A 20168-nucleotide genomic window follows, 5' to 3' on the forward strand; every position below is an offset into this window, starting at 1 on the left:
TATTGTTAAGTATACCTGAAATTTTTCCGTTTGTTAACACCTAATCTATAAATTCGTGACGATTCGACAACGGAGGATTAGATACTAGTAATAAAAAAACGCCTGTGGTCATCACACAGGCTGTAGAAATGGGCAATTAACGGATTAACAGTTTGGCGCCAATGGCTAAAAAAGCAATGCCGACCAGTTTCTGCCAACCAAATACATATTGTTTCAGTCCGAATGCCCCGCAACAGTCAATTGCCACTGCGGTAAGCACTTGGCCCACGATAATGGCTGTCGTAGCATTTCCTGCGCCTACTTTAGGAATGCTTGACGCCACGAGATATACTATAAATACCCCGACAATACCGCCCAGATAAGTATACCACGGAGCCTGATTAATAAGAGACATATTGCCTTTGCCCATTTTCAGCCCGTAAAGAGCGATCGCCAAGACAATCGTACCAGTAACATGAACAACAAATGTCGTCTCCAGCAGTCCAATCACCTTGCTTAAAGCAGCATTCAAGGCACCTTGAACTGCCATCAGCAGGCCGGATACTGCAGCCAATATCAATGCCCATAGATTTCCCGATAAATTCAATCCGCACACTCTCCATGCTGCAAAATATACTTTCATAGTGTGCGCGGTTTCAGGCGAAATATACCGGAACCGTCGTCAGCCTCGAGCGTCCGAAAGAGGTTAAAGTGACGCAGATGGCCTTTTTCAACAGTCCCCGAATGTTTCTCGCAGCCAAGCCAGCAATTCCCTCGTCGTTTCATCATACTTATAGGTAAATTGATGGTCTTCTTCGGGAATAACCACCATCTTTTTGGGGCCTTCGGCGGCCAAAAAAAGATCATGAGCCTGAGCTAAAGGGACAATGCCGTCTTTTTGCCCGTGAATAATCAAGAGCGGAATTCTCCCCAAAGATCTGGCGCAAGACAGTAAGTCATAACGGGTAAAATCTTCAATAAACTGAGGGGTAAAACGGACTCTGCCATATTCATCTTCAACGGTAACGCTTTCACCTTGGCTTAAATTCTGATACCGCTCACCCAGAGCCAATTGAAAGGTTTCCGCCAGATTCCAGGGTGTAGCCCACAAACAAAGTCCGGCAATCCCCTGATCCCGTGCCGCAAAAGCCAAGGCAGCACTGCCGCCCATGCTGCGCCCCAGCAGTATAATCGAGCCCCCGATAATTTCCTGACAGAATTCCACTACATATCCCAAATCTTCTATTTGCCGGGATAGAGTGGCCTGCGGCGTAAAATCAAAACGCAATACCGAGAATCCGTTGGCTACAGCCAGATCAGAAAGCACCATGCTGCGACCGCTGCCATCTTTGGATCCGCGGAATCCATGGCAGACAATCAACAGGTGTTTTGACCCCGCCGCCTCATGCAGCACCGCCGATAAAACGCCCTTCGGAGTTGTAATGCTAAGTTCGCGCATGCGCCCCTCCTTCAAACGAGCCAATGACAAAAAATGTGCCTCTGGCTTTAGCCAGCAGCCCATCCTTATTGCCGTCGACGATATCCGCCTCCACAACAACCGTTTGCCGGCCATTATGTACTATACGGGCGACGCAGTGAATTAAGGGCTGCGGTTGAGCGCTGCGTATACAGTTTATATTCATTTCAATAGTAACAACGCGCTTATTGACCGTTGCGCAAGCCATCCCCATCGCAGTATCAGCCAGGGAAGCAAGGGCGCCGCCATGAGCCACCCCATATAAATTCGTATGGGTTTTCAAGTCTACCGGCATCATCAGCTTAACCACGCCTTCGGTCATGTCCTCGACTGTAATCTTCAGTAAGCGAACAAAAGGGTTTGCATCATAAATTTTTGTCAAATAGCTTTTGATTGTTTGCATCCTGTCTTCCACCAAACGCCTCCAGACTAGTTCCAACTGGTTTCAAGCACTTTGTGTCATTTGAAACATGGGATAAGTTTGCCGGGACTTTTCTGCATGGCAGAGCAGAGAAGCCGCGCATATCAGACATATTTCAGGTGACGCAAGATGCGATGATCGGCAAGAACCTTATTCTTGATTGCTATGAAAATACTTCTTGTAAATTATACGCCATAAACAGACAAAACCCCTCCTTATTCGCCAAACAACTTCCATTCATCAGTATAAAGCAAATAAAAAAACACGGTGAGAATCCGTGTTTTTAAAGTTCCATTAATTCTATCAGCTGTTTATTCACTATCCCGTCCTGCGGCAAACCCTTTTCCAATTGAAGATTTTTTACGGCCTGTTCCGTATCCTTGCCAAAAATCCCATCGGCGCGGCCAGCTAAAAAGCCTAGTTCTTTCAGTTTCATCTGCAGAATCACTACATCCGGACCGGCAATCTGAAACTTCAGAACCCTTTCCACTTTAGTCCGCCGACCGTCAATTCTCACCGGTGTGCCGATCGGTACCCATTCAAACAATTCTTCCACATCTTTATTGCGCAGACGGATGCAGCCATGACTGGCGAATTGGCCGATCGACCATGGTTTGTTGGTGCCATGAATACCATAAATGCCCCAGGGAACATTTAGCCCCATCCAACGGGTACCAAAACCGGTGCCCCAATTATAATCTTTCCAGACTACGTTCCACTCGCCAATCGGAGTAGGCGTTTCACCTTTACCCACTGCCACACGGTATTGTTTATAAAACTGCCCGTCCTGATAAACCTCCAACAGCCGTTCTCTCTCTTTAATCACTAAACTGATCTTGCCAGCGGGAGGATTCGCTGGCTCCTCAGCTCTTGAGACAGCGGCCGTTTCCAGTTCATCGCTGTATTCAAATCCGATTAAGCCAAATGTCAGTCCTACCAGAACGAGTCCGGACCATAAAAAGTACCGCTGATGCCGGCTCCAAAATTGCATTTTTTTCATATTCTCACCTCTTGGCGTCACATATCTCATGTCAAATATATGACGCAGCCAGGGGAGATATCCCGACAATGGAGAAAAAAGTACGAGTCAGCCAGCCCTTTATTTATGATACAGCAGCGTACTGACCAATGCGGTCAGCGGAATGGCGCAAACCAGCCCGATACTGCCAGTCAGAGCCCGGGCAATTTCAGTGACAATCAGATTTAGATTCATAACCTTTACCATCGACATATCAGGCTGGGCTGCAATCAGCAGCATTAAGGGCAACGAACTGCCCACATAAGCCAAAATCAGGGTATTGGACATGGTCCCCATAATATCCTTGCCCACATTCATGCCGGTAAGAAATAATTCTTTCGCCGTGATGTCAGGCTGTATCTGTTTAATTTCCTGCAGTGCAGACGCAATGGAAATGGTTACATCCATCACCGCTCCCAATGAGCCTAAAACCATGCCGGAAAACAGAATTCCCTGGAAATCAACCGATTTCAAAACCGATGCCTTGAGCATCATGGCTTCTTCTGAATCAAGACCGGTCAGATGCATCAACTGGATGGCAGTGTAGGATAGTATCGCGGCAACCACTACCCCGCCCACGGTCCCCCCAATAGCCGCCAAAGATTTGCGCGACCAGCCGCTGATGGGCACATGGGTGATGACGGCAATAACGGCACTTAACCCCAGTGTCAGGAAGGCTATGTTGATTTGATTGGTCAATACCTGCTTGATGAACAACAGATAAATCAAACAGATCGAAACTGCAATCACAATCAAAGACTTCAAACCGATCATCCTGCCAAACAGAATCAGACAGAACGCAAACACTCCCAACAGAAGATAAACATAATTCAATCGGTCGAAATCGCTGATATAATAAGATGTTTTCCCTAAATCGTGAGAAACGGCGACGATGATTTTATCTCCGGGATTGACTTTGATCTCAAAAACAGACTTGCCTGACACAAAATTGAAAATATCAACGATCTTGCCTGCCTCAGGTCCGGACTTCAACCGGACAGTGACCATCTCCCCCTGACCGCTGAAAAACTGCTTCTGGGTCTGAGCATCTACTGCCCGGACATCCAGAACCTCGCCTTTGATATATTCATCCGATGCAGCGGGTGCAGCAGGCGCCGCAACAGCAAATGTTGACAAGCTCATCACCATGATTAAAGCAGCAATGATACGGCTTATGTATTGTTTCAAGTGTTAGCCTCCCTATATCAAATAGCCACGACAATAAATTTAATCATTCTCGTTTCTTTTCCCGATTCCTGCCCGGCATTTTTACAATTTCCAGCGGGAAGTTTGCAAAAAAATAACCGGCTAAGCCGGTTGAAGTGATATTATTCCAAAATATATACTTTTACTTTTTGCATGCCATACTCCAGGGCTTCTTCCTTGGAGTCAAACGCCAGTCCAATGCGGTCGCCCTTAATGGCGCTGCCCTGATCTTCGGCAACAGCCTCACCATAACCTTCTACCCACACCCGGGTTCCCATAGGAATGACCTGCGGATCGACTGCCACAATGCCTTTGCGTACATCTGTGCCTGTAACAGTTTTATCCCCCGAGTAACCATTGTTTTCGATGCCGGAGGCATAACCGGTAGCAGTCAGATCCATTACTTGTTCGTACGAGTCTGTTATTTCCTGGTCCTGGCCGGATTGAGGTAAAATATTACTGTTAATATTCAGCGCTTTAGCTACCAGTTGAATTTGATCCTGATAGGGAGCAATGCGGGTGCTGACCCTGTCCCCAATTTCAGCTTTCACTCTGTCGGTAAGCTGGGCTTCCATGGCTTGTTTCCAATCCCCCTCGCCAAGCAGAGCCGCATTTTCGATACCCATTCTTTCCTGCATCTGGCCGGCAAGCATACTCCAGACCGCATCACGGTTTCCCTCGTCCCACTCCTTCTTCAGATTCACCATTTGAGTTAAGATTTGCGGATTCTGCGTAATGACCGATGTGAGCGTATCCTGAAGAGAAGCGGCGTAAGATGGCAGCGGAGATAATATGTGGATAGCTGTAACTGTCATCATAGTTACAATTATTTTTTTCAAAGCTGTTCCTCCTTTTGCTGCTGATTCCGGTTCACCTCACAGTGTATCATAAAGTTTACATAATGTGTAGTCTGATATTACTGGGAATTCAATCCGGCAAAGAAAAATCAGCCCCGAACAGGACTGACAAATAAGCCTCTTAAATTACTTGGCTAATTGATATAACGTCTCGGTAAGCACCTGCACTCCTGCTGCGATATCTTCTTCAGAGGTGTACTCGTCCGGATTATGGCTGATTCCTTTATGACTGGGAACGAAAATCATGCCGGTAGGTGTCAAGGCGGCGATATTCATGGCATCATGCCCGGCGCCGCTGTGCATCCGGTGATAGGCAATATTCAAAGTGTCACAGGCATCTTCAATGGTATCAATGATTTCCTCGGCGAGAATCACCGGTTTATCTGAAGCCATCACTGCGATCGAAACAGGCGTCTCCTGTTCATCGGCAATGGTGCTGACCTGATCTTTTATATCCTGCAGGCACTCAATAATACTGTCATGATCCACACCCCGGATATCCACCCACATTTCCACCATGCCCGGCACCACATTCATGGCGCCGGGATGAACTTTCAGAACGCCTACCGTGCCTACTGTCCCCCGATGAACTTGGTCCATGGCGCTTTCCCTCACCGCCAGAACGATCCGCGCCGCACTGACTAAAGCATCTTGCCTTTCGTCCATGGGAGTAGTGCCGGAATGGGCAGCAAAGCCTTCCACCGTGATTTTCATTCTGGTAGGTGCGGCAATAGCGGTCACAACGCCAACCTTCTTGCCAATCCGTTCCAGGACGGGGCCCTGCTCGATATGCATTTCCACAAAAGCCTTCATTTCCTTGGGAGCACGCTTGGCGGACGCCAGCTTATTCATGTCAAGTCCCCAGCCAGCCAGTGCTTCTGAGAGCTTCACTCCGTCCTGATCTTTGGCTTTTGACCAAGATAACAGATTCATCTGTCCGGCCATTACTTTGCTGCCCATAGTGGCGAATCCGAAACGGCTGGATTCTTCCGCCATGAAGACAATCACTTCCAGCGGATGGGTTAACGGGCCCCGTCCTTTTAATTCTTTAAGAGCGTACAGACCGCCCGCAACACCCACGATTCCGTCATATTTACCCCCCTCGGGCACTGTATCGATATGGGAACCTGTGACCACTGCAGCCGCCTCCGGATTTTTCCCCGGCAGGCGGCCGATCAGATTGCCAAAAGCATCCTCCCGTACTGTCAGGCCAATTTCCCCCATAAGATCCGTCACATACTGACGCGCCTGCCGGTCAGCTTCGGTAAAAGCCTGGCGGTCCATTCCCTGTTGCCCTTTGCCGTACTGCGCAATAGCTTCAATTGTGTCCATAATCCATTTACTGTCCATTTTCTGCCTCCTCCATCTATAAACGGATCAGCCTGACTTTACCAATCCGTACAAAAAGATAATGACGCCAATGCCGCCGCAAATAAAAGCGGTGTAGCTAAAATAAGCCGCTTTGTTGACGGAAGCCAACGAGGACAGGAGAACGCCCATTTGTAAAAAAATCAGCGCCTTCCCGTATACAGCAAAAAAATTCTCCGCGTCTGCCCGCATTTCCTCCCAACGCGCGGCTTTCTCGGCTATTTCTTGCTTTTCTCTGGCATAGCGCTCGGTCTCAGCGGCAAACTGTGTGATGGTCTCCTGATAATATTCCGGCCGCTCGGAATGCCGCAGCCAGATCTCCAGGGCCTGTTTCTGCGCCTGATAGGCTGTTTCTTTAATGCTTTTTGCCTGATAATAGGCCCACTGATTGGCTAACTGGCTTTGGGCCATCAGCATGTTGTGCCCGCAATTTGCCGCTCTAAACGATGCCAATGTACTGCAAACCGCTAATACCATAGTAGTCGTCGTCATCAGTCTAACTCGTCGGTCAGCAGTTTGATCATTTTTTTTTGCTGAAGTTTCCGTCAACCCCTGCTCTTCTCTATCCGCCATGTGACCTCCCAAAGCTTATTGGTCGGGTTCCATGGTTTCATTGTTTACCGGATCGCCGGATTTTAGTCAACACTACCAGAGAAAAGAGACTGCCATAACCAGCAGGATAACGGCTGCCGCACCTCCGGCGATTAACAACGCCCAGCGGTTAACTGCAGCTGTTTCCTGCTTATGATAGGAGCGTTTCCCCATTCCTTTGGCCATATGAAGTCCTCCCCTCGTAAATAAAGGTATTACAATTCCTGACTATTCTTTCTCTAACCAGACAATTACTTCCTGCTGTTATTTAATGCAAAATTCAATCAGCTTTACTGGCTGATATATAGATGATGATAGACTCCCCGCAACGCCAGCAGTTCCTCATGAGTTCCTGCTTCGACAAGCTGCCCGCGAGACAGTACGATAATCCGGTCAGCAGTTTGCACAGTGGACAGACGATGGGCCACCACCAGGGTGGTCCGCTTGGCGGATGCGTTTTCTAAAGCCTGCTGAATCAATCCTTCCGTCTCGCTGTCGATGTTGGAGGTGGCCTCATCCAGCACGAGTACATCGGCCTGAACGGCTAATACCCGCGCCAAAGACAAGAGCTGCCTCTGCCCTACCGACAACCAGGCTCCCTGGTAACCCACCGGAGTATCGTATCCATCCGGCATAGCCTGTATAAAGGCTGAAAGATTGGCTGTCCGGGCTGCGTCTTGAACTAAAGCTCCGGGAACCGCCGGGTCAAACATACTGATATTTTCCGCCACAGTCCCGGGGAACAGGTGCACGTCCTGAAAAACCACGCCAATACGCCGGCGCAGAATAGCCGGGGGAATCTGGCGAATATCGATGTCATCCAGCAATATCCGGCCTTGCTGCGGCTCATAAAATCGCAGCAGCAGGGCAATGAGGGTGGTTTTTCCCGACCCTGACAATCCTGCCACACCGATAAATTGTCCGGGCTGTATTTCAAAAGTCACGCCCTGCAGAACCCAATCCGGCTCCTGATAAGCAAACCAGACATTGTCAAAGATGATTTTACCGGCGAAATGACGGTCAACCATCTTAGTCTCAGGTTCTTCACTTTGTCCGGATGCCGCCAGCAGATCATAAAGGCGCTCGGCGGCGGCCAAGGCCGACTGCAGCAGGTTATATTTTTCCGCCAGGTCTTTAATCGGCCAGAAAAACTTTTCTACATAGCGCAAAAATGCTGCCACGATACCGATCTCCAGCCCGCCAATGCGGCTGGTGGCATCACTGTACCACAACAAAAGCAATACAGCCATCACATAGATAAAATCTACTAAAGGACGAAAAATAGCATAGGTACGCATTTCCTGCAACCCAGCTGCCAAATATTCGTCGCTGACCGAGCGGAATTCTCCTTCACTGCGATCAAAGCGGGCGAAAGCCTTGACGGTAAGAATGCCGTTCAAACTTTCCTGGACATACGTATTTAGACCGGCTGTCTTTTCCCGCACCAGCCGGAAGGCACGACGGGCATACTTTTGATACAGGGCTGCCACCAGGATCATGACAGGCAGCACGGTAAAGGATACCAGCGCCAGCTGCCAATGGATCGCAAGCATCACCGCGATAATGCCGGCCAGCATAAAAAAGTCGCTGGCCAAAGCCACCAGAACATCGGTATACAGATCTTTCACCGCGTCGGTATCATTGGTTACCCTGGTAACCAGGCGGCCCACCGGCTGACCCTCCAGCTCCCGGTATGGTTGAAACAAAATATGGCGGAACACCTGCCGCCGCACCTGATGAATGATCTGTTGACCGATATATTGCAGCTGGATAGCCTGCCAGTAAGACAACACCCCTGACAAGAGGACGCTCAACCCATAGATGACAGTAATACGGCCCAGTCCTGCCACATCCCCGGCTGCAACCAATACGTCAATCGTCAGCTTCATGAGATACGGCCGCAGCAGTTCAACTCCGGCCGCTGCCAGCATGATCAGCAAGACAAAAAACAGCTTCATCCGAAAAGGCCTGGCAAATCCCCACAATCGCACCAGCATATGCCGGTCAGTTAACAGGCCGGTTTGATCATCATACCGTTTTACTCCAAAATAACGCGCCATTAGTCCTCCATATCAGAATTTACGACTTTTCGGCAGATAGCAGCAGTACCAGCTAATGTGCTAAGGCCGAAAAATCGCTTAAATTCTTCACTGTTCCGAGACGCAGAACGTCTCTTTTACCTCACCGGCCAGCTGCTGTTCATACAGCTGATAATACAGTCCTCGCCCGGTGACAAGCTCCCGGTGATTTCCCTGCTCGACGATTCTGCCCCGGTCCATGACATAAATCATGTCCGCTTGTTTCACCGCCGCCACTCGCTGGGACACAATAACCGAGGTCTTACCTTCCAGAAATTTTCGCATATTCGACAGCAGCACCTGCTGCGTGCGATAGTCCAGAGCTGAAAACACGTCGTCTAAGAGCAGAATGGAAGGTTCTTTCACCAGAGCCCTGGCAATAGCCACCCTCTGCTGCTGACCGCCGGAAAGTTTCTTGCCTTTTTCCCCTAATACGGTTTCCATTCCCTGGGTTTTGGCATGAATATCTTCAGTGACCGCCGCCAGCCTGGCTGCCTCTTTTACCGAATCCTCCGGATAGAAACGGTCAAAGGCGATATTCTCGGCGATGGTCCGGGAAAACAGAAGGGTTTCCTGAGGCACATAACCAATATGATGCCGCAGGCTTTCAACATTCAGTTCATGTATATCCTGCCCGCCGATGAAGATAGCGGCCGCCGGCGGATGATATAAGCGCAGCACCAGTTTCAAAAGTGTGGATTTGCCGGCGCCTGTCCGGCCAACAATCCCCACCATTGCCCCGGGAGGGACCTGGAAGGAAACTGACTGAAGGGCAGGCTGCCCGGAACCGGGATAGTAAAATGTCAAATCGCGAAATTCAAGATGATGCCCCGGTAAAGGGTCCGGTTTGTCTTTCGTTTCGATTTGCGGCTCCTGTACCGGCTCGGCCAGTACCTGTACAATCCGCTGCAGGGAGGCTGCCCCCTTCTCCAGTACATTCCAAAGGTAACCCAGCCCCATCAGCGGCCAGATAATGACACCCAAATAGCCGATCAATGCGGTCAAATCACCTGCCGTCATCTGTCCATCCATCATTTTTCGCCCGCCCAGATACAAAGCAATAGCATACGTCAAAAAAGGCAGAGAATGAGTAACCGGAAGATAAACAGCCTGGATTCCGGCCAATTTCATGCTGGCCTCCACACTCTGCCGGCTAATCTTTTCAAAACGTTCCAGCATGGTGTGTTCGGCAGCAAACCCTTTGACCACCCGCAATCCGGCAAAAGTCTGCTGCGAAAATTCAGTAAGCCGGCTGAACTTTTCCTGCACCTGGCGGAATGCTATATGGACCTTTTCCCCCATTCCCATGACGCCCAGCATAATAAACGGCAATGGCAAAAGCGACCAGCAGGTCAGCTCAAGGTCGATAGTACGGGCCATTAAAAAGAAGGCGGCAAAACCCATAACCACTGCGTCAATCAGCAGAATAGCGCCCAGGCCAAAGGCCACGCGGATGGCTGTCACGTCATTGGTCATCAGGGCCATGACCCCTCCTGGCCCTGCCTGCTCATAGTATGACAGGGGCAGGCGCAGGGCATGGGCAAAGATTTGCCGGCGCAAATAGTACTCCAGGTGCCGGGTAGTACCCATAATAAAAATGCGGTAGAAGTAGCGCAATATGGCGACTGCTACGGCAATGCCCAATATCCAGCCTATCTCGGTCCAGATATGTCCTTGCTGTCCGGCGATTCGGTCCACTGCCCTGCCGACAAAGCGGGGGACAAAGGTTTGCAGAACGTCCACTACGATCAGCATCGCCATACCGACTAAATATTGCCGCCAATACCGCGTCATAAATTCCCACAGCAGTTCCCGCGATTGTTTGTTCATTCCTGTCTCCTTTTCCTCTCTCCTTTACTTATTATCGCCAAAATATTGAATTCCTTTTTTATTGACAGTGCCCAACAGTACCTATTTTTATAACCCGGCAAACTTTTGCAGTGAATACACAAAAACACCGCCCGATTCCGGGCGGTGAAGTGATATTGGAAGACTTACGGCTGTTATCGGTCAGATTATTCGAGGCAGCAGCAATCGTCAATGATATTCTTTTTGTACTCGGCATAAAGCACTTTTAACTGACCGACTTTTTCCGCCATTTCTATCTGCATGTCGGATGCCTGCTCAAATTCACCAGCGGCCAAAGCGGCTTTAATGCGGCTGAAAAGGCACCTCTGATCCTTTTTGTCTTTCGCCAGATAGAAACGGAGGTCATTGATTCTTGCCCAGATTTCTTCATCGATATCTGAGGCGCTGGCGCTGCTGTGCAGGCACTGACACGCCCGGACAACGTCCAGGTTTTCACCGATGATGCGGTTATTCAGTTCAATTTTCCAACGCAATAAGGCGCCAGCTACAAAAGCGTCGATTAATTCCTTGCGGAAAGCGTTACCGGCAATAAGAACTTTGACCTTTTCGGGATAAGTCCCAATCGCCTGCATGTTTTGCCATACAGTAGCCGGCGGTTTACCGAACAGACGGTCCCGCTCCTCGGCGCCGTAGTCATCAAACACATCATGCTCGCTGCGATATGCCCGGTCTTTTTCCAGATAGAATCCCGGAGTTCCTGCGTCTTTGGAAAGTTCGGCATCCAATTCTTTGGTTGTTCTGCCGGCAGATACCGCTGCTTTGATTCCGTCCAGCATGGACAAATAGAAAGCGCTGAGGGCAATGTAGGTATTGGTAAAGGGATTCGGGGACCGTACCTCGAAGCGAGTGGCCCGAGAGTTATTCACATCCCGGACTAAGCCGGCCAGGATGGTCCGGTTGCGGGAAGGCACTTCCGGTGTATGTCCCAGAGAGGTTACGATGCATACCGGAGCTTCAAAACCGGGTTTCAGCCGGTTGAGGGAGTCATTAGTGGCAGAAATGAAGGGGTTAATAACCTCGTAATTTTTTAAGAGACCCATGATCGCACCGTAGCCCACCGCGCTCAGAAAATCTTTTTTCATATCCGATGGCGAGAACAGGTTCACGGTCTTACCGGATTTCAGCCTGGCGGCAATACCCACGTGGACGTGCTCGCCGTTGCCGGCAACACCGATGATGGGTTTGGCTTTAAATGAGACTTCCAGGCCGTTTTCCCGGAATACTTCTTTAACGACGATTCTGGCCTGCAGCTCATTGTCCGCGGTCTGGAGCGCATTGGTGGTGAAACGCCAGTCGATCTCCATTTGTTCCAGAACATGTGACAAGGCGCCGGATTCGTCGATCTGAGCTTTTAAACCGCCCACTTCCTTGTGACCCATTTCCGGCTCCAATCCATAATTCGCGAGCATCATCACAGCCTGTTCCAAAGCAGTGCGGGCGGCGCCCCGGGTGCGGGCCCAATAGTTTTCCTGCATGGTCTGGGTAGTGGACAGTTCTTCCAACTGAGCTTGCTCCGCCGGAGTTTTTACCCAAAATTCCAGTTCAGTGCCGGCAGTAAAGAGGATATCCTCAATTTCCTCGCCATTGACATGTTCCAGTCCGGCCACTTTGGGATATTTCTTGAACAGAGCTTTCAGTTCATCAGTGATATATTCCATGCTCTGAGCCAAAATAGAACGGGAGTCAACCCGCTGTCCGTCGTGCACCAGAAAGGAAGGAATCCGCAGGGTGCCGACAGGTTTGCCGGTTTCTTCATCCAGATACTCAAAATTGTAGTCAACAAACCAGTTTACATCTGGGTCTGCCAACATATCAACCTTGGCGTTATTGAGGGTGACAAGACCGGTTAAGACCACCGAGGAGCCGTCTGTCTGAACAGCGGCACCGCTGTAAAAATCCATTACATCTTTCTTGAACAATTCGACCGGGATTTTTTCATCTGTATCGTTGCCGGCCAAGTCAATGCCGACCAGAGACACAAACTTGATTTCAGGATGATTCTCCAGCAAAGCCACTATGGCCTCCGGCGTGTACTTTCCCGCGGGAACCACATACAATAAATCACTTGTCATGAACCGCACCCTCTTTTCTTCAGTATTTTAATATAGTGTGTTGCCGTAGAATGTGGAATATTACCCGGATCAATGTTAAACTGTCTAAAAAAGATACAACTCCCCGGATATAACCGGAGAGTCGTCATTGACTCGAATAATATTTCAATTGTTTATAGGTATACTATACCATACTTTTATATTTTGTCTAGAGGGCAAAGGCATACTTAATAAAATAAAATCTATAACTCACCTTATTCCCAGCAACCAAGAACGTGCAAAAAGGTCCGTATGCTGTTCAACGGTCTCCTAGATAGCACAGACTGTCCTGAATCCTCCTCATAGGGTCCTCGCCGCCCGGGAACTCTAAGGCCGCCAGTCCGTTGTAGCCCCGGAGTTTCAGACGCGCTGCCAGTCCTTTTACATCCACATTGCCGCTCCCCGGATAGCTGTGCTTATACCCTGTTCCGTCAGCGACCAAGTCTTTCAAGTGAACATAACCGATGTATGAGCTCAACAGTTCAAAGGCTTCCTCCGGCTGATAGCCGGCGTAAATCCAGTTGGCCGTATCAAAGGTAAGCCTGAACCAGAGAGAATTCATGGTTGACAGCATTTCATGCAGAATCCGGGCATCGCCTTTTTCCTTATTGGGTCCATTTTCCACCGCCAGGATGATCTGATATTTTGCCGCCAGAGCGATAGCTTTTTCCATTTCGGCTTTCCACCAGGTAGCCTTGATAAACTCCGGGCTGTAGCTGTCCACAGCTACATTCAGCCGCAAGATTTTCGCTCCCAGCTGATCGGCCAGATGAATGCTGGTCATAAGAGCAGCAATCGCCTGAATGGTATTTTCCCGGGTATCGGCTAAAACCCCGTCATTGCAGGCATATACGCATGCATATTTCTTACTCGCTAAAATTGGTTTTATTTCGGCTACTTCCTGATCCAGATTATGCCAAAAAGGCCGGAATTCTATACCCGCACAGCGGGTTTCCGGGATTTTTTCCAGTAACTTTATCTGATGGAGCCCCTCTTTTAGCTGTTTTTCCCAGAGAACCGAACTGATGATAAGCTTCATTTCGTCTCCCCCCATTTTTAATAAATCGGAGTTTTCATGCATCAGAGCAAGCCTGCGGCTTGCTCTGATTTTAAAATCCGGCTTAGAATTTCAGCACGGTAAAAAACAGCCAGCTGAGGCCTGCCCCTACCACCGACATGGCAAATCCCCATAAAAGCATGTCGCGGAATAGTTTCGATTTGTCTGACTTAGGGCCGGCTGCGCCAATCATCAAAGCGCCGGTAGTAGAAAGCGGGCTGACATCAACCAGGTGACCGGCTACTAAAATGGTATACATCAGGGCCAGCGGGTCACCGCCGCCCATTTTCGCGATTAAATCAGGCACCAGAGGCATGAAGGCGGGCAAAATAACGCCGGAGGTGCTGGCGTATGCCGAAATGATGGCGGCGATAAAACCAACAACCAAGGTAGCTGTATAGGGAGTGGAGAATTGGGCGATAATCCCGGAGAAGAGGTCCATTCCGCCTACATTTTTCATCAGGCCGACCAGGACGGTTACGCCGCAGACCATCATAATGGTGCCCCAGGGCATGCTTTTGATGGCCTGGTTTTCATCGGCGGCATTGAGCAGGGTAAGGATAGCGCCGATGGTAAAGGCGGTCAGTCCTACGTCAAGTTTAAAGCCAAGGGCTAAAATGATGAGCACCACTATGCCGGCAACAGTCATAGACTGCTGCCGGTTGAAGGGCTCTACTTTTACGTTCAGGATGGAGGCAATCGCTGACGCAGTTCCTTCTTTTTGCTGTTTCCACAGCTTCAGGCCGCCAAAGAGTACATAGGCCAGCACTGATACCGCCAAGTGGCCGATAAAGGTGTTAAAAAAGAACGGGAACTCCAGCCCGGTATAACCTAATTTAGCAGCAAGGCTATTGGCAATAACGCCGGTAGGCGCAATCGGCGAAACAGCGCCGGCCTGACCGCCGTTGCCAACCATAAGGGCCATTAGAAGCGGAGGAATGCCCACTTTCTCCGCCAGAATCATCGCGGCCGGAGCCATCAGGGCAATAATGGAAATATGACCCGGGCCGATGGCCGACAGGGCAAAGGCGACGAAGAACAACACAATGGGCAGCAGCGCCACATTGCCACGAACCGCTTTAACCGCATATTGGGTGATTTTTTCAATGGTGCCGTTCACTTGGGCAATGCCGAAAAGATAGGTAACTCCGGCCAGCATCAGAAACAGGCTGAGAGGAAAACCGCCGATAATCTGACTGACTTTCACATTGCCGATAATTCCGCCGACAATAAAGGACAGTCCGATCGCCAGAATGCCGATGTTTTTTGGAGAGATGCAGCTGATAACAATAGCGATGATTAGGGCGATCAAGGAAAGTACTGCGACGCTCATAAACAAAACCTCCTATAATGTTTTATCTAGACTGGGCAAATGTGACAAGAGAGCAGCCCGTTTGGCCTCAATGGATTGGGCAACCAACTGGATGGTATGGATCACATTTTGGAGCTGCCCTTTTTGACACAAGCCGTCAATCAGATGCATGCGGCAGGAACCGCAGCCGGCAACAACCGTGTCGGCCTTAGTCGCCGCAATGTTATCGATCTTGCGGTCATTAATTTCCCGCGATAATTCATAATAGGACAGATTGAAACTGCCCCCGGAGCCGCAGCAGCGGTCCGCTTCCTTCATTTCCACCAGCTGCACGCCCGGGATGACCTTGACGACCTTGCGGACCTGCCTGGCCACTCCCATCCCCCGCACCAGATGGCAGGGATCATGAATGGTGATCTTCATATTCACAGGGCCGAGCAGGTCTTGATTCAGCGGGAATATATCGGCCAGATATTCCAAAATATCATAGGTCTTTTCTGCTATAGCTTCCGCCTTTGCCAAATACTCAGGCTCGGCCGCAAAAAGTCTGGGATACTCGTGACGCCAGGCACTGCCGCAGGAACCGCACAGGGTAATGACCGCATCTACCTGTAACTCGGAAAAAACCTGGATATTGTGGCGGCCCATCAGGCGGCCGCTTTCAGCATCGCCGGAGGTGATGAGGGGGAAACCGCAGCAATGCTGCCATTTAGGCAATACAACCTCAATGTTGTGGGCCGTTAATACTTCAATGGCTGCCTTACCGGCGTCAGCATAGATATAGTTGGCCATGCAGCCTGCGAACAAAGCGACTCTCGCTTGGGGAGCTGTGACTCTGACCGTTTCCGGAAACTGCTTGCGAAGAGGCTTGGCGGCAAAAGGGGCGATAACCCGCCTTTTGGCAAGACCGGGCATGGGAAAACGGGACACTGCGCCCAGGCGGCTTCCTGGATTCCGTTTCAAGCCGATATCCTGGCCCAGTGCAGCCATAGTCAAACCAAGATCAAACAAGGCACGTCTTTTTAGCACCGCAAAAACCGCTTTTTTGATCAGCGGCAGTCCCTGACGCTCCACCATCACCTCGCGTCCGGCCAGCACAAGTTCGTCGGCGTGGACGCCGCTGGGGCACTGAGCGCCGCAGGTCTTGCACAATAGGCATTTGGACAGCAGTTCATTCACAGCGCCGGCAGAAACGTCTTTCCCGCTCAGATAGTCTCGCAATAAAGCCAGTTTTCCCCTGGCAACGGAAGACTCAACGCCCAGTTCGCGAAAGATCGGACAGACGGAACGGCACTGACCACAGCGGACGCATTGATTCACTTTGCGAATCAATTCATTTACATTTTTCGTCTTTTCCATTATTTCTCACCTGACCTATCTAGACCCATCTTTCCAGGATTCATAATATTCAAGGGGTCCAGCGCCGATTTTATTACGCGCATGACCTCAACCGCCGGTCCATGCTCCCGGTCCATGTACTTGGCCCGGACCACTCCGATCCCATGTTCGCCGGTTACGGTCCCTTTCAGGTCAAGAGCCAATTCCTGGATCTCATCGGCAACCAATTGCACTTTTCTCAATTCTTCTTCGCTTTCCATGTCAATCACCGGCGCCGAGTGGAAATTGCCGTCAGCTACATGTCCGTAGGTCACAATGACGGTACCGTACTTTTGGCCGATTTTCTGGATGCCTTCCAGGGCGGCGCCCACATTCATAATGGGAACGCAGATATCCTCCCCGATATAAACCCGGGTAGCGCCCGGACGCACCCGGCCGCTGGCGGCGCCGACAACACTGCGGGCTTCCCACAATTGCTTCACCTTGTCAGGATCATCGGTCCAATCCACATGCGTTGCAATGGATTTGCAGACCTCGGCGATTTTCTGCGCCTGATACACAACTCCCGGCGGCGGACCGTCCACCTCAAAGAATAATACCGCTGCCGCATCCTCCGGCAGCTTAATACTCGGCTTATACATGCACGCCGCTTTGATGGCGGACTTATCTAATACTTCGATGGCAGCCGGGACAATCTTATTGCGGAACACCTCGCCTACTGCCTTTCCTGCGTCGCCCAGCTGGGCAAAAGAAGCTACGGCAAGTCCTTTTTTCTCAGGAAGCGGCATAATCTTCAACCTCGCCTTGGTGATGATACCCAAGGTTCCTTCAGTTCCGACAAATAGTTTGGTTAGGTCATAGCCTGAAACGGTTTTGAGCGAACGACATTCCACTCCCCCCGTGGTTATGACCTGACCACTGGCCATTATGACCTCCAGTCCCAGGACATACTCCCGGGTCGTACCGTATTTCATGGCGCGCATACCGCTGGCATTGTAGGAAATCATCCCGCCAACAGTCGCCATTTTGGTGCTGCCCGGATCAGGCGGAAAGGAAAAGCCCAAAGGAGCCAGTGCCTGATTGAGCTCAGCATGGACGACACCTGGTTCTACAATAACCTGCAGGTTATCGGTATCAATCTCCAGGATGCGGTTCAGCCTTGACAGGTCAATGACCAAGCCGCCCTTGACCGCCAGAGAGCCTCCTGCCTGACCGGTGCCTGCTCCCCGCGGGATGATGGGAATACGTTCCGCGGCGCAATATTGAATAACCTCCGGAATTTCCGCCGCCGCCTGCGGCACAAAAACCGCTTCCGGCATGTAACTCCGGATTTGGGATTCAAGGGAAGAATCATAGGCATAGCAAAGCAAAGCTGACTCCTCGGTGTGGATACGATCGTGACCTGCAATCTTTCTCAATTTTCCCAGTTGTGTTGAGTTCATGTTCTACCCTCCAAATGTGATTTCGCGAACGTTCAACGATTATATATAGCAAGTTCTATGCCAAGACCGGCAGAGTTGTTAAATCAACCCAACTTAAAACAAATAAGAGACGAGAGTGTTTCATAATGAAACACTCTCGTCTCTTATTGAAACTCATTCTATTGGATCGGCAAGCTCTTTTAACCGCCGCCACAAAGTAGCCCGCCCAATTCCCAACATGTCAGCCGCCATTTGCTTACTGCCGCCGGATTTTCTCAAGGCTTCCAGAATCGCCGTCTTCTCTATCTCTTTTAACCCGGCCGCGCCTTCTCTCTGAGGCTGATAACGCCGTCGCAAACAATGCAGGACCTCTTTTTCCTGAATAACCTTTCCCTGTGTCAAAGCCGTTACCCGGCCAAGAAAGTTATGCAATTCACGAATATTGCCGGGCCAGTCGTGGTTCAGTAGAATTTCCAGGCCCCCAGGCTCGATTGATTCCACGTGAGAATGATATTTCTCATTATACTCCAGGATAAAGTGGTGAATCAATTGCTCCAGGTCCTCTTTCCGTTCCCGGATCGGAGGAATCTCCAGCGTCAGCACATCCAGCCGGTAATACAAATCCTCACGAAACTTCTTTTCATGGACCAATGCCGATAAATCACGATTGGTAGCGGCAATGACCCGGATATCCACCGGCATAATCCGGTCATCCCCCAGCCGGTACACTTCATGTTCCTGCAATACCCGCAGCAGCCGCACCTGTAAATTTTCCGAAATTTCTCCGATCTCATCCAGAAAGATAGTGCCCTTGTGGGCCTGTTCAAACAGCCCCACCTTGCCGCCCTTTTTAGCGCCGGTAAACGCCCCTTCCACATAACCGAACAGTTCGCTTTCTAAAATATTTTCCGGGATCGCCGCACAATTCACGACGACAAAAGGGCCCCTTTGCCTGGGGCTCGCCTGGTGAATCGCATGCGCAAAGTATTCCTTGCCTACGCCTGTTTCTCCCAGAATCAAAACGGTGGCATCATACGCCGCAAAGCGTTTGGCATCCTGAATGACCCGGCGCATAACCGGCGATTTCGACTCAATATCAGCGAAGCTGTAACGCGCCACCCTGCCCCGGCGGGCCAATTCCTCACGGGTTTTTTGCTCAATATCCTGTAACTGCTGCAAAGCCTGGATCGTTGCCACCATACCGGTTGGTTCCCCGTCAACAATAATCGGTAAATAGTTGACAACTACTTCTCCATGACCGTCCACTTTTTCAACCCGACCAATCACTTTTTCCTGTTCCAGCATGAGTTTGCGCATGACAACAAGAAAAGCGTCCAGGCGGGAGTTGGATATATCCAAGCGCAGCAGATATCTGGCCTGCCGGTTGAAGGCAATGAGAGAACCATCACTGTCAATGGCTATGATGCCATAATCCACGGAATTGATAATAATTTCGGTTTGTAAGGCGTTAGCATCCCGAATGCGGTGAATCGCTAAAATCTGACGGGCAGCGGCTACCGCCAGTTCAATCCCTTCGCGTCCAGAACGCAGCAACACTCCTGTCAGGCCCCGGGCAGCAGCCGCGTTGACTATCGCCTGATTGCCGATGACACAGTCATACCCCTTTGCCACTGCCTGGTCAATGCCGTCCATGTAACTGTGATAATCGGGGATCACCAGCTTGACAGTTTTAGTTCCCACATTCAGGTTCAGGATTGCCTCCACGCTGTTCATTCCGTCGATCACCGGCTGAATGTCCACAATGGCGATCGACTGGGAACAGGTGGCAGCCTGCAGATAGGCCCGCAATAAATCGAAGGCAGTATATCGCACATCAATGACTGATGCATCCGGAAACGCCTCTTCAATGAGGTGGCAAGTAAATCCCCGGCTTATCAAAACCCGGGCGCCTTTTTGCAGCGCCCGGCCGGCGGCTTTGACGCCTTCTTCCAGCCGGGCGTATATGACATTATACTCATCGGGATCCACTTTCAGATTTTCCGCTATTCTCCCGATTTCCGCATTGGGAGCGATAAAAACAATACCCGACATATTTTCACACTGCCTTTGATTTGATCTTGAATGA

17 protein-coding genes are annotated in these 20168 nt (G+C 50.3%); all 17 read right to left on the bottom strand.

Features of this window, described 5'->3' with window-relative positions:
- Positions 1-136: 136 nt before the first annotated feature.
- Positions 137-586, bottom strand: a complete 450-nt coding sequence (locus ALO_RS17305) for a DMT family transporter (RefSeq protein ID WP_004098657.1) — start codon at positions 584-586, stop codon at positions 137-139.
- 123 nt (positions 587-709) lie between these two features.
- The gene (locus ALO_RS17310) at positions 710-1438 is read right to left on the bottom strand and encodes an alpha/beta hydrolase (RefSeq protein ID WP_004098659.1); all 729 of its coding nucleotides are present in this window, start codon (positions 1436-1438) and stop codon (positions 710-712) included.
- Entirely contained in the window at positions 1425-1871 is a 447-nt protein-coding gene (locus ALO_RS17315) for a PaaI family thioesterase (protein WP_004098670.1), read from the bottom strand. The genes ALO_RS17310 and ALO_RS17315 overlap by 14 nt, the downstream gene beginning before the upstream one ends.
- Positions 1872-2160: 289 nt before the next feature.
- Entirely contained in the window at positions 2161-2877 is a 717-nt protein-coding gene (locus ALO_RS17320) for a L,D-transpeptidase family protein (RefSeq protein ID WP_004098674.1), read from the bottom strand.
- A 99-nt stretch (positions 2878-2976) separates the two neighbouring features.
- A complete protein-coding gene (locus ALO_RS17325; protein WP_004098676.1) occupies positions 2977-4083 on the bottom strand; it encodes a YibE/F family protein in 1107 nt (368 codons plus the stop codon).
- Positions 4084-4223: 140 nt separating this feature from the next.
- Entirely contained in the window at positions 4224-4940 is a 717-nt protein-coding gene (locus ALO_RS17330; RefSeq protein WP_004098678.1) for a 3D domain-containing protein, read from the bottom strand.
- A 144-nt stretch (positions 4941-5084) separates the two neighbouring features.
- On the bottom strand, positions 5085-6308 hold the full coding sequence (locus ALO_RS17335) for a Zn-dependent hydrolase (RefSeq protein WP_004098679.1): 1224 nt from the start codon (positions 6306-6308) through the stop codon (positions 5085-5087).
- A gap of 27 nt (positions 6309-6335) precedes the next feature.
- Entirely contained in the window at positions 6336-6899 is a 564-nt protein-coding gene (locus ALO_RS17340; RefSeq protein ID WP_004098681.1) for a DUF4337 domain-containing protein, read from the bottom strand.
- A 72-nt stretch (positions 6900-6971) separates the two neighbouring features.
- The gene (locus ALO_RS23600; RefSeq protein WP_004098682.1) at positions 6972-7103 is read right to left on the bottom strand and encodes a hypothetical protein; all 132 of its coding nucleotides are present in this window, start codon (positions 7101-7103) and stop codon (positions 6972-6974) included.
- 104 nt (positions 7104-7207) lie between these two features.
- Positions 7208-8977, bottom strand: a complete 1770-nt coding sequence (locus ALO_RS17345) for an ABC transporter ATP-binding protein (protein ID WP_004098684.1) — start codon at positions 8975-8977, stop codon at positions 7208-7210.
- A gap of 87 nt (positions 8978-9064) precedes the next feature.
- Entirely contained in the window at positions 9065-10825 is a 1761-nt protein-coding gene (locus tag ALO_RS17350) for an ABC transporter ATP-binding protein (protein WP_004098686.1), read from the bottom strand.
- A gap of 185 nt (positions 10826-11010) precedes the next feature.
- Positions 11011-12936 carry a type I glutamate--ammonia ligase gene (locus ALO_RS17355; protein ID WP_004098687.1) on the bottom strand — a complete coding sequence of 642 codons (1926 nt, stop codon included), beginning with the start codon at positions 12934-12936 and terminating at the stop codon, positions 11011-11013.
- 277 nt (positions 12937-13213) lie between these two features.
- Positions 13214-13993, bottom strand: a complete 780-nt coding sequence (locus ALO_RS17360) for a sugar phosphate isomerase/epimerase family protein (RefSeq protein ID WP_169313154.1) — start codon at positions 13991-13993, stop codon at positions 13214-13216.
- An 82-nt stretch (positions 13994-14075) separates the two neighbouring features.
- On the bottom strand, positions 14076-15344 hold the full coding sequence (locus ALO_RS21930; RefSeq protein ID WP_004098696.1) for an SLC13 family permease: 1269 nt from the start codon (positions 15342-15344) through the stop codon (positions 14076-14078).
- A 12-nt stretch (positions 15345-15356) separates the two neighbouring features.
- Positions 15357-16682: a (Fe-S)-binding protein gene (locus tag ALO_RS21935; protein ID WP_004098697.1), complete on the bottom strand. Its 1326-nt coding sequence runs from the start codon at positions 16680-16682 to the stop codon at positions 15357-15359.
- Positions 16682-18103, bottom strand: coding sequence for an FAD-binding oxidoreductase (locus ALO_RS17375; protein ID WP_004098699.1), 1422 nt, complete (start codon positions 18101-18103; stop codon positions 16682-16684). Before ALO_RS17375 ends, ALO_RS21935 begins: the two co-directional genes overlap by 1 nt.
- A 153-nt stretch (positions 18104-18256) precedes the next feature.
- Positions 18257-20134, bottom strand: coding sequence for a sigma 54-interacting transcriptional regulator (locus tag ALO_RS17380; RefSeq protein ID WP_004098703.1), 1878 nt, complete (start codon positions 20132-20134; stop codon positions 18257-18259).
- Between the last annotated feature and the right edge of the window lie 34 nt (positions 20135-20168).

It is taken from the genome of Acetonema longum DSM 6540, from assembly GCF_000219125.1.
Lineage (GTDB): Bacteria > Bacillota > Negativicutes > Sporomusales > Acetonemataceae > Acetonema > Acetonema longum.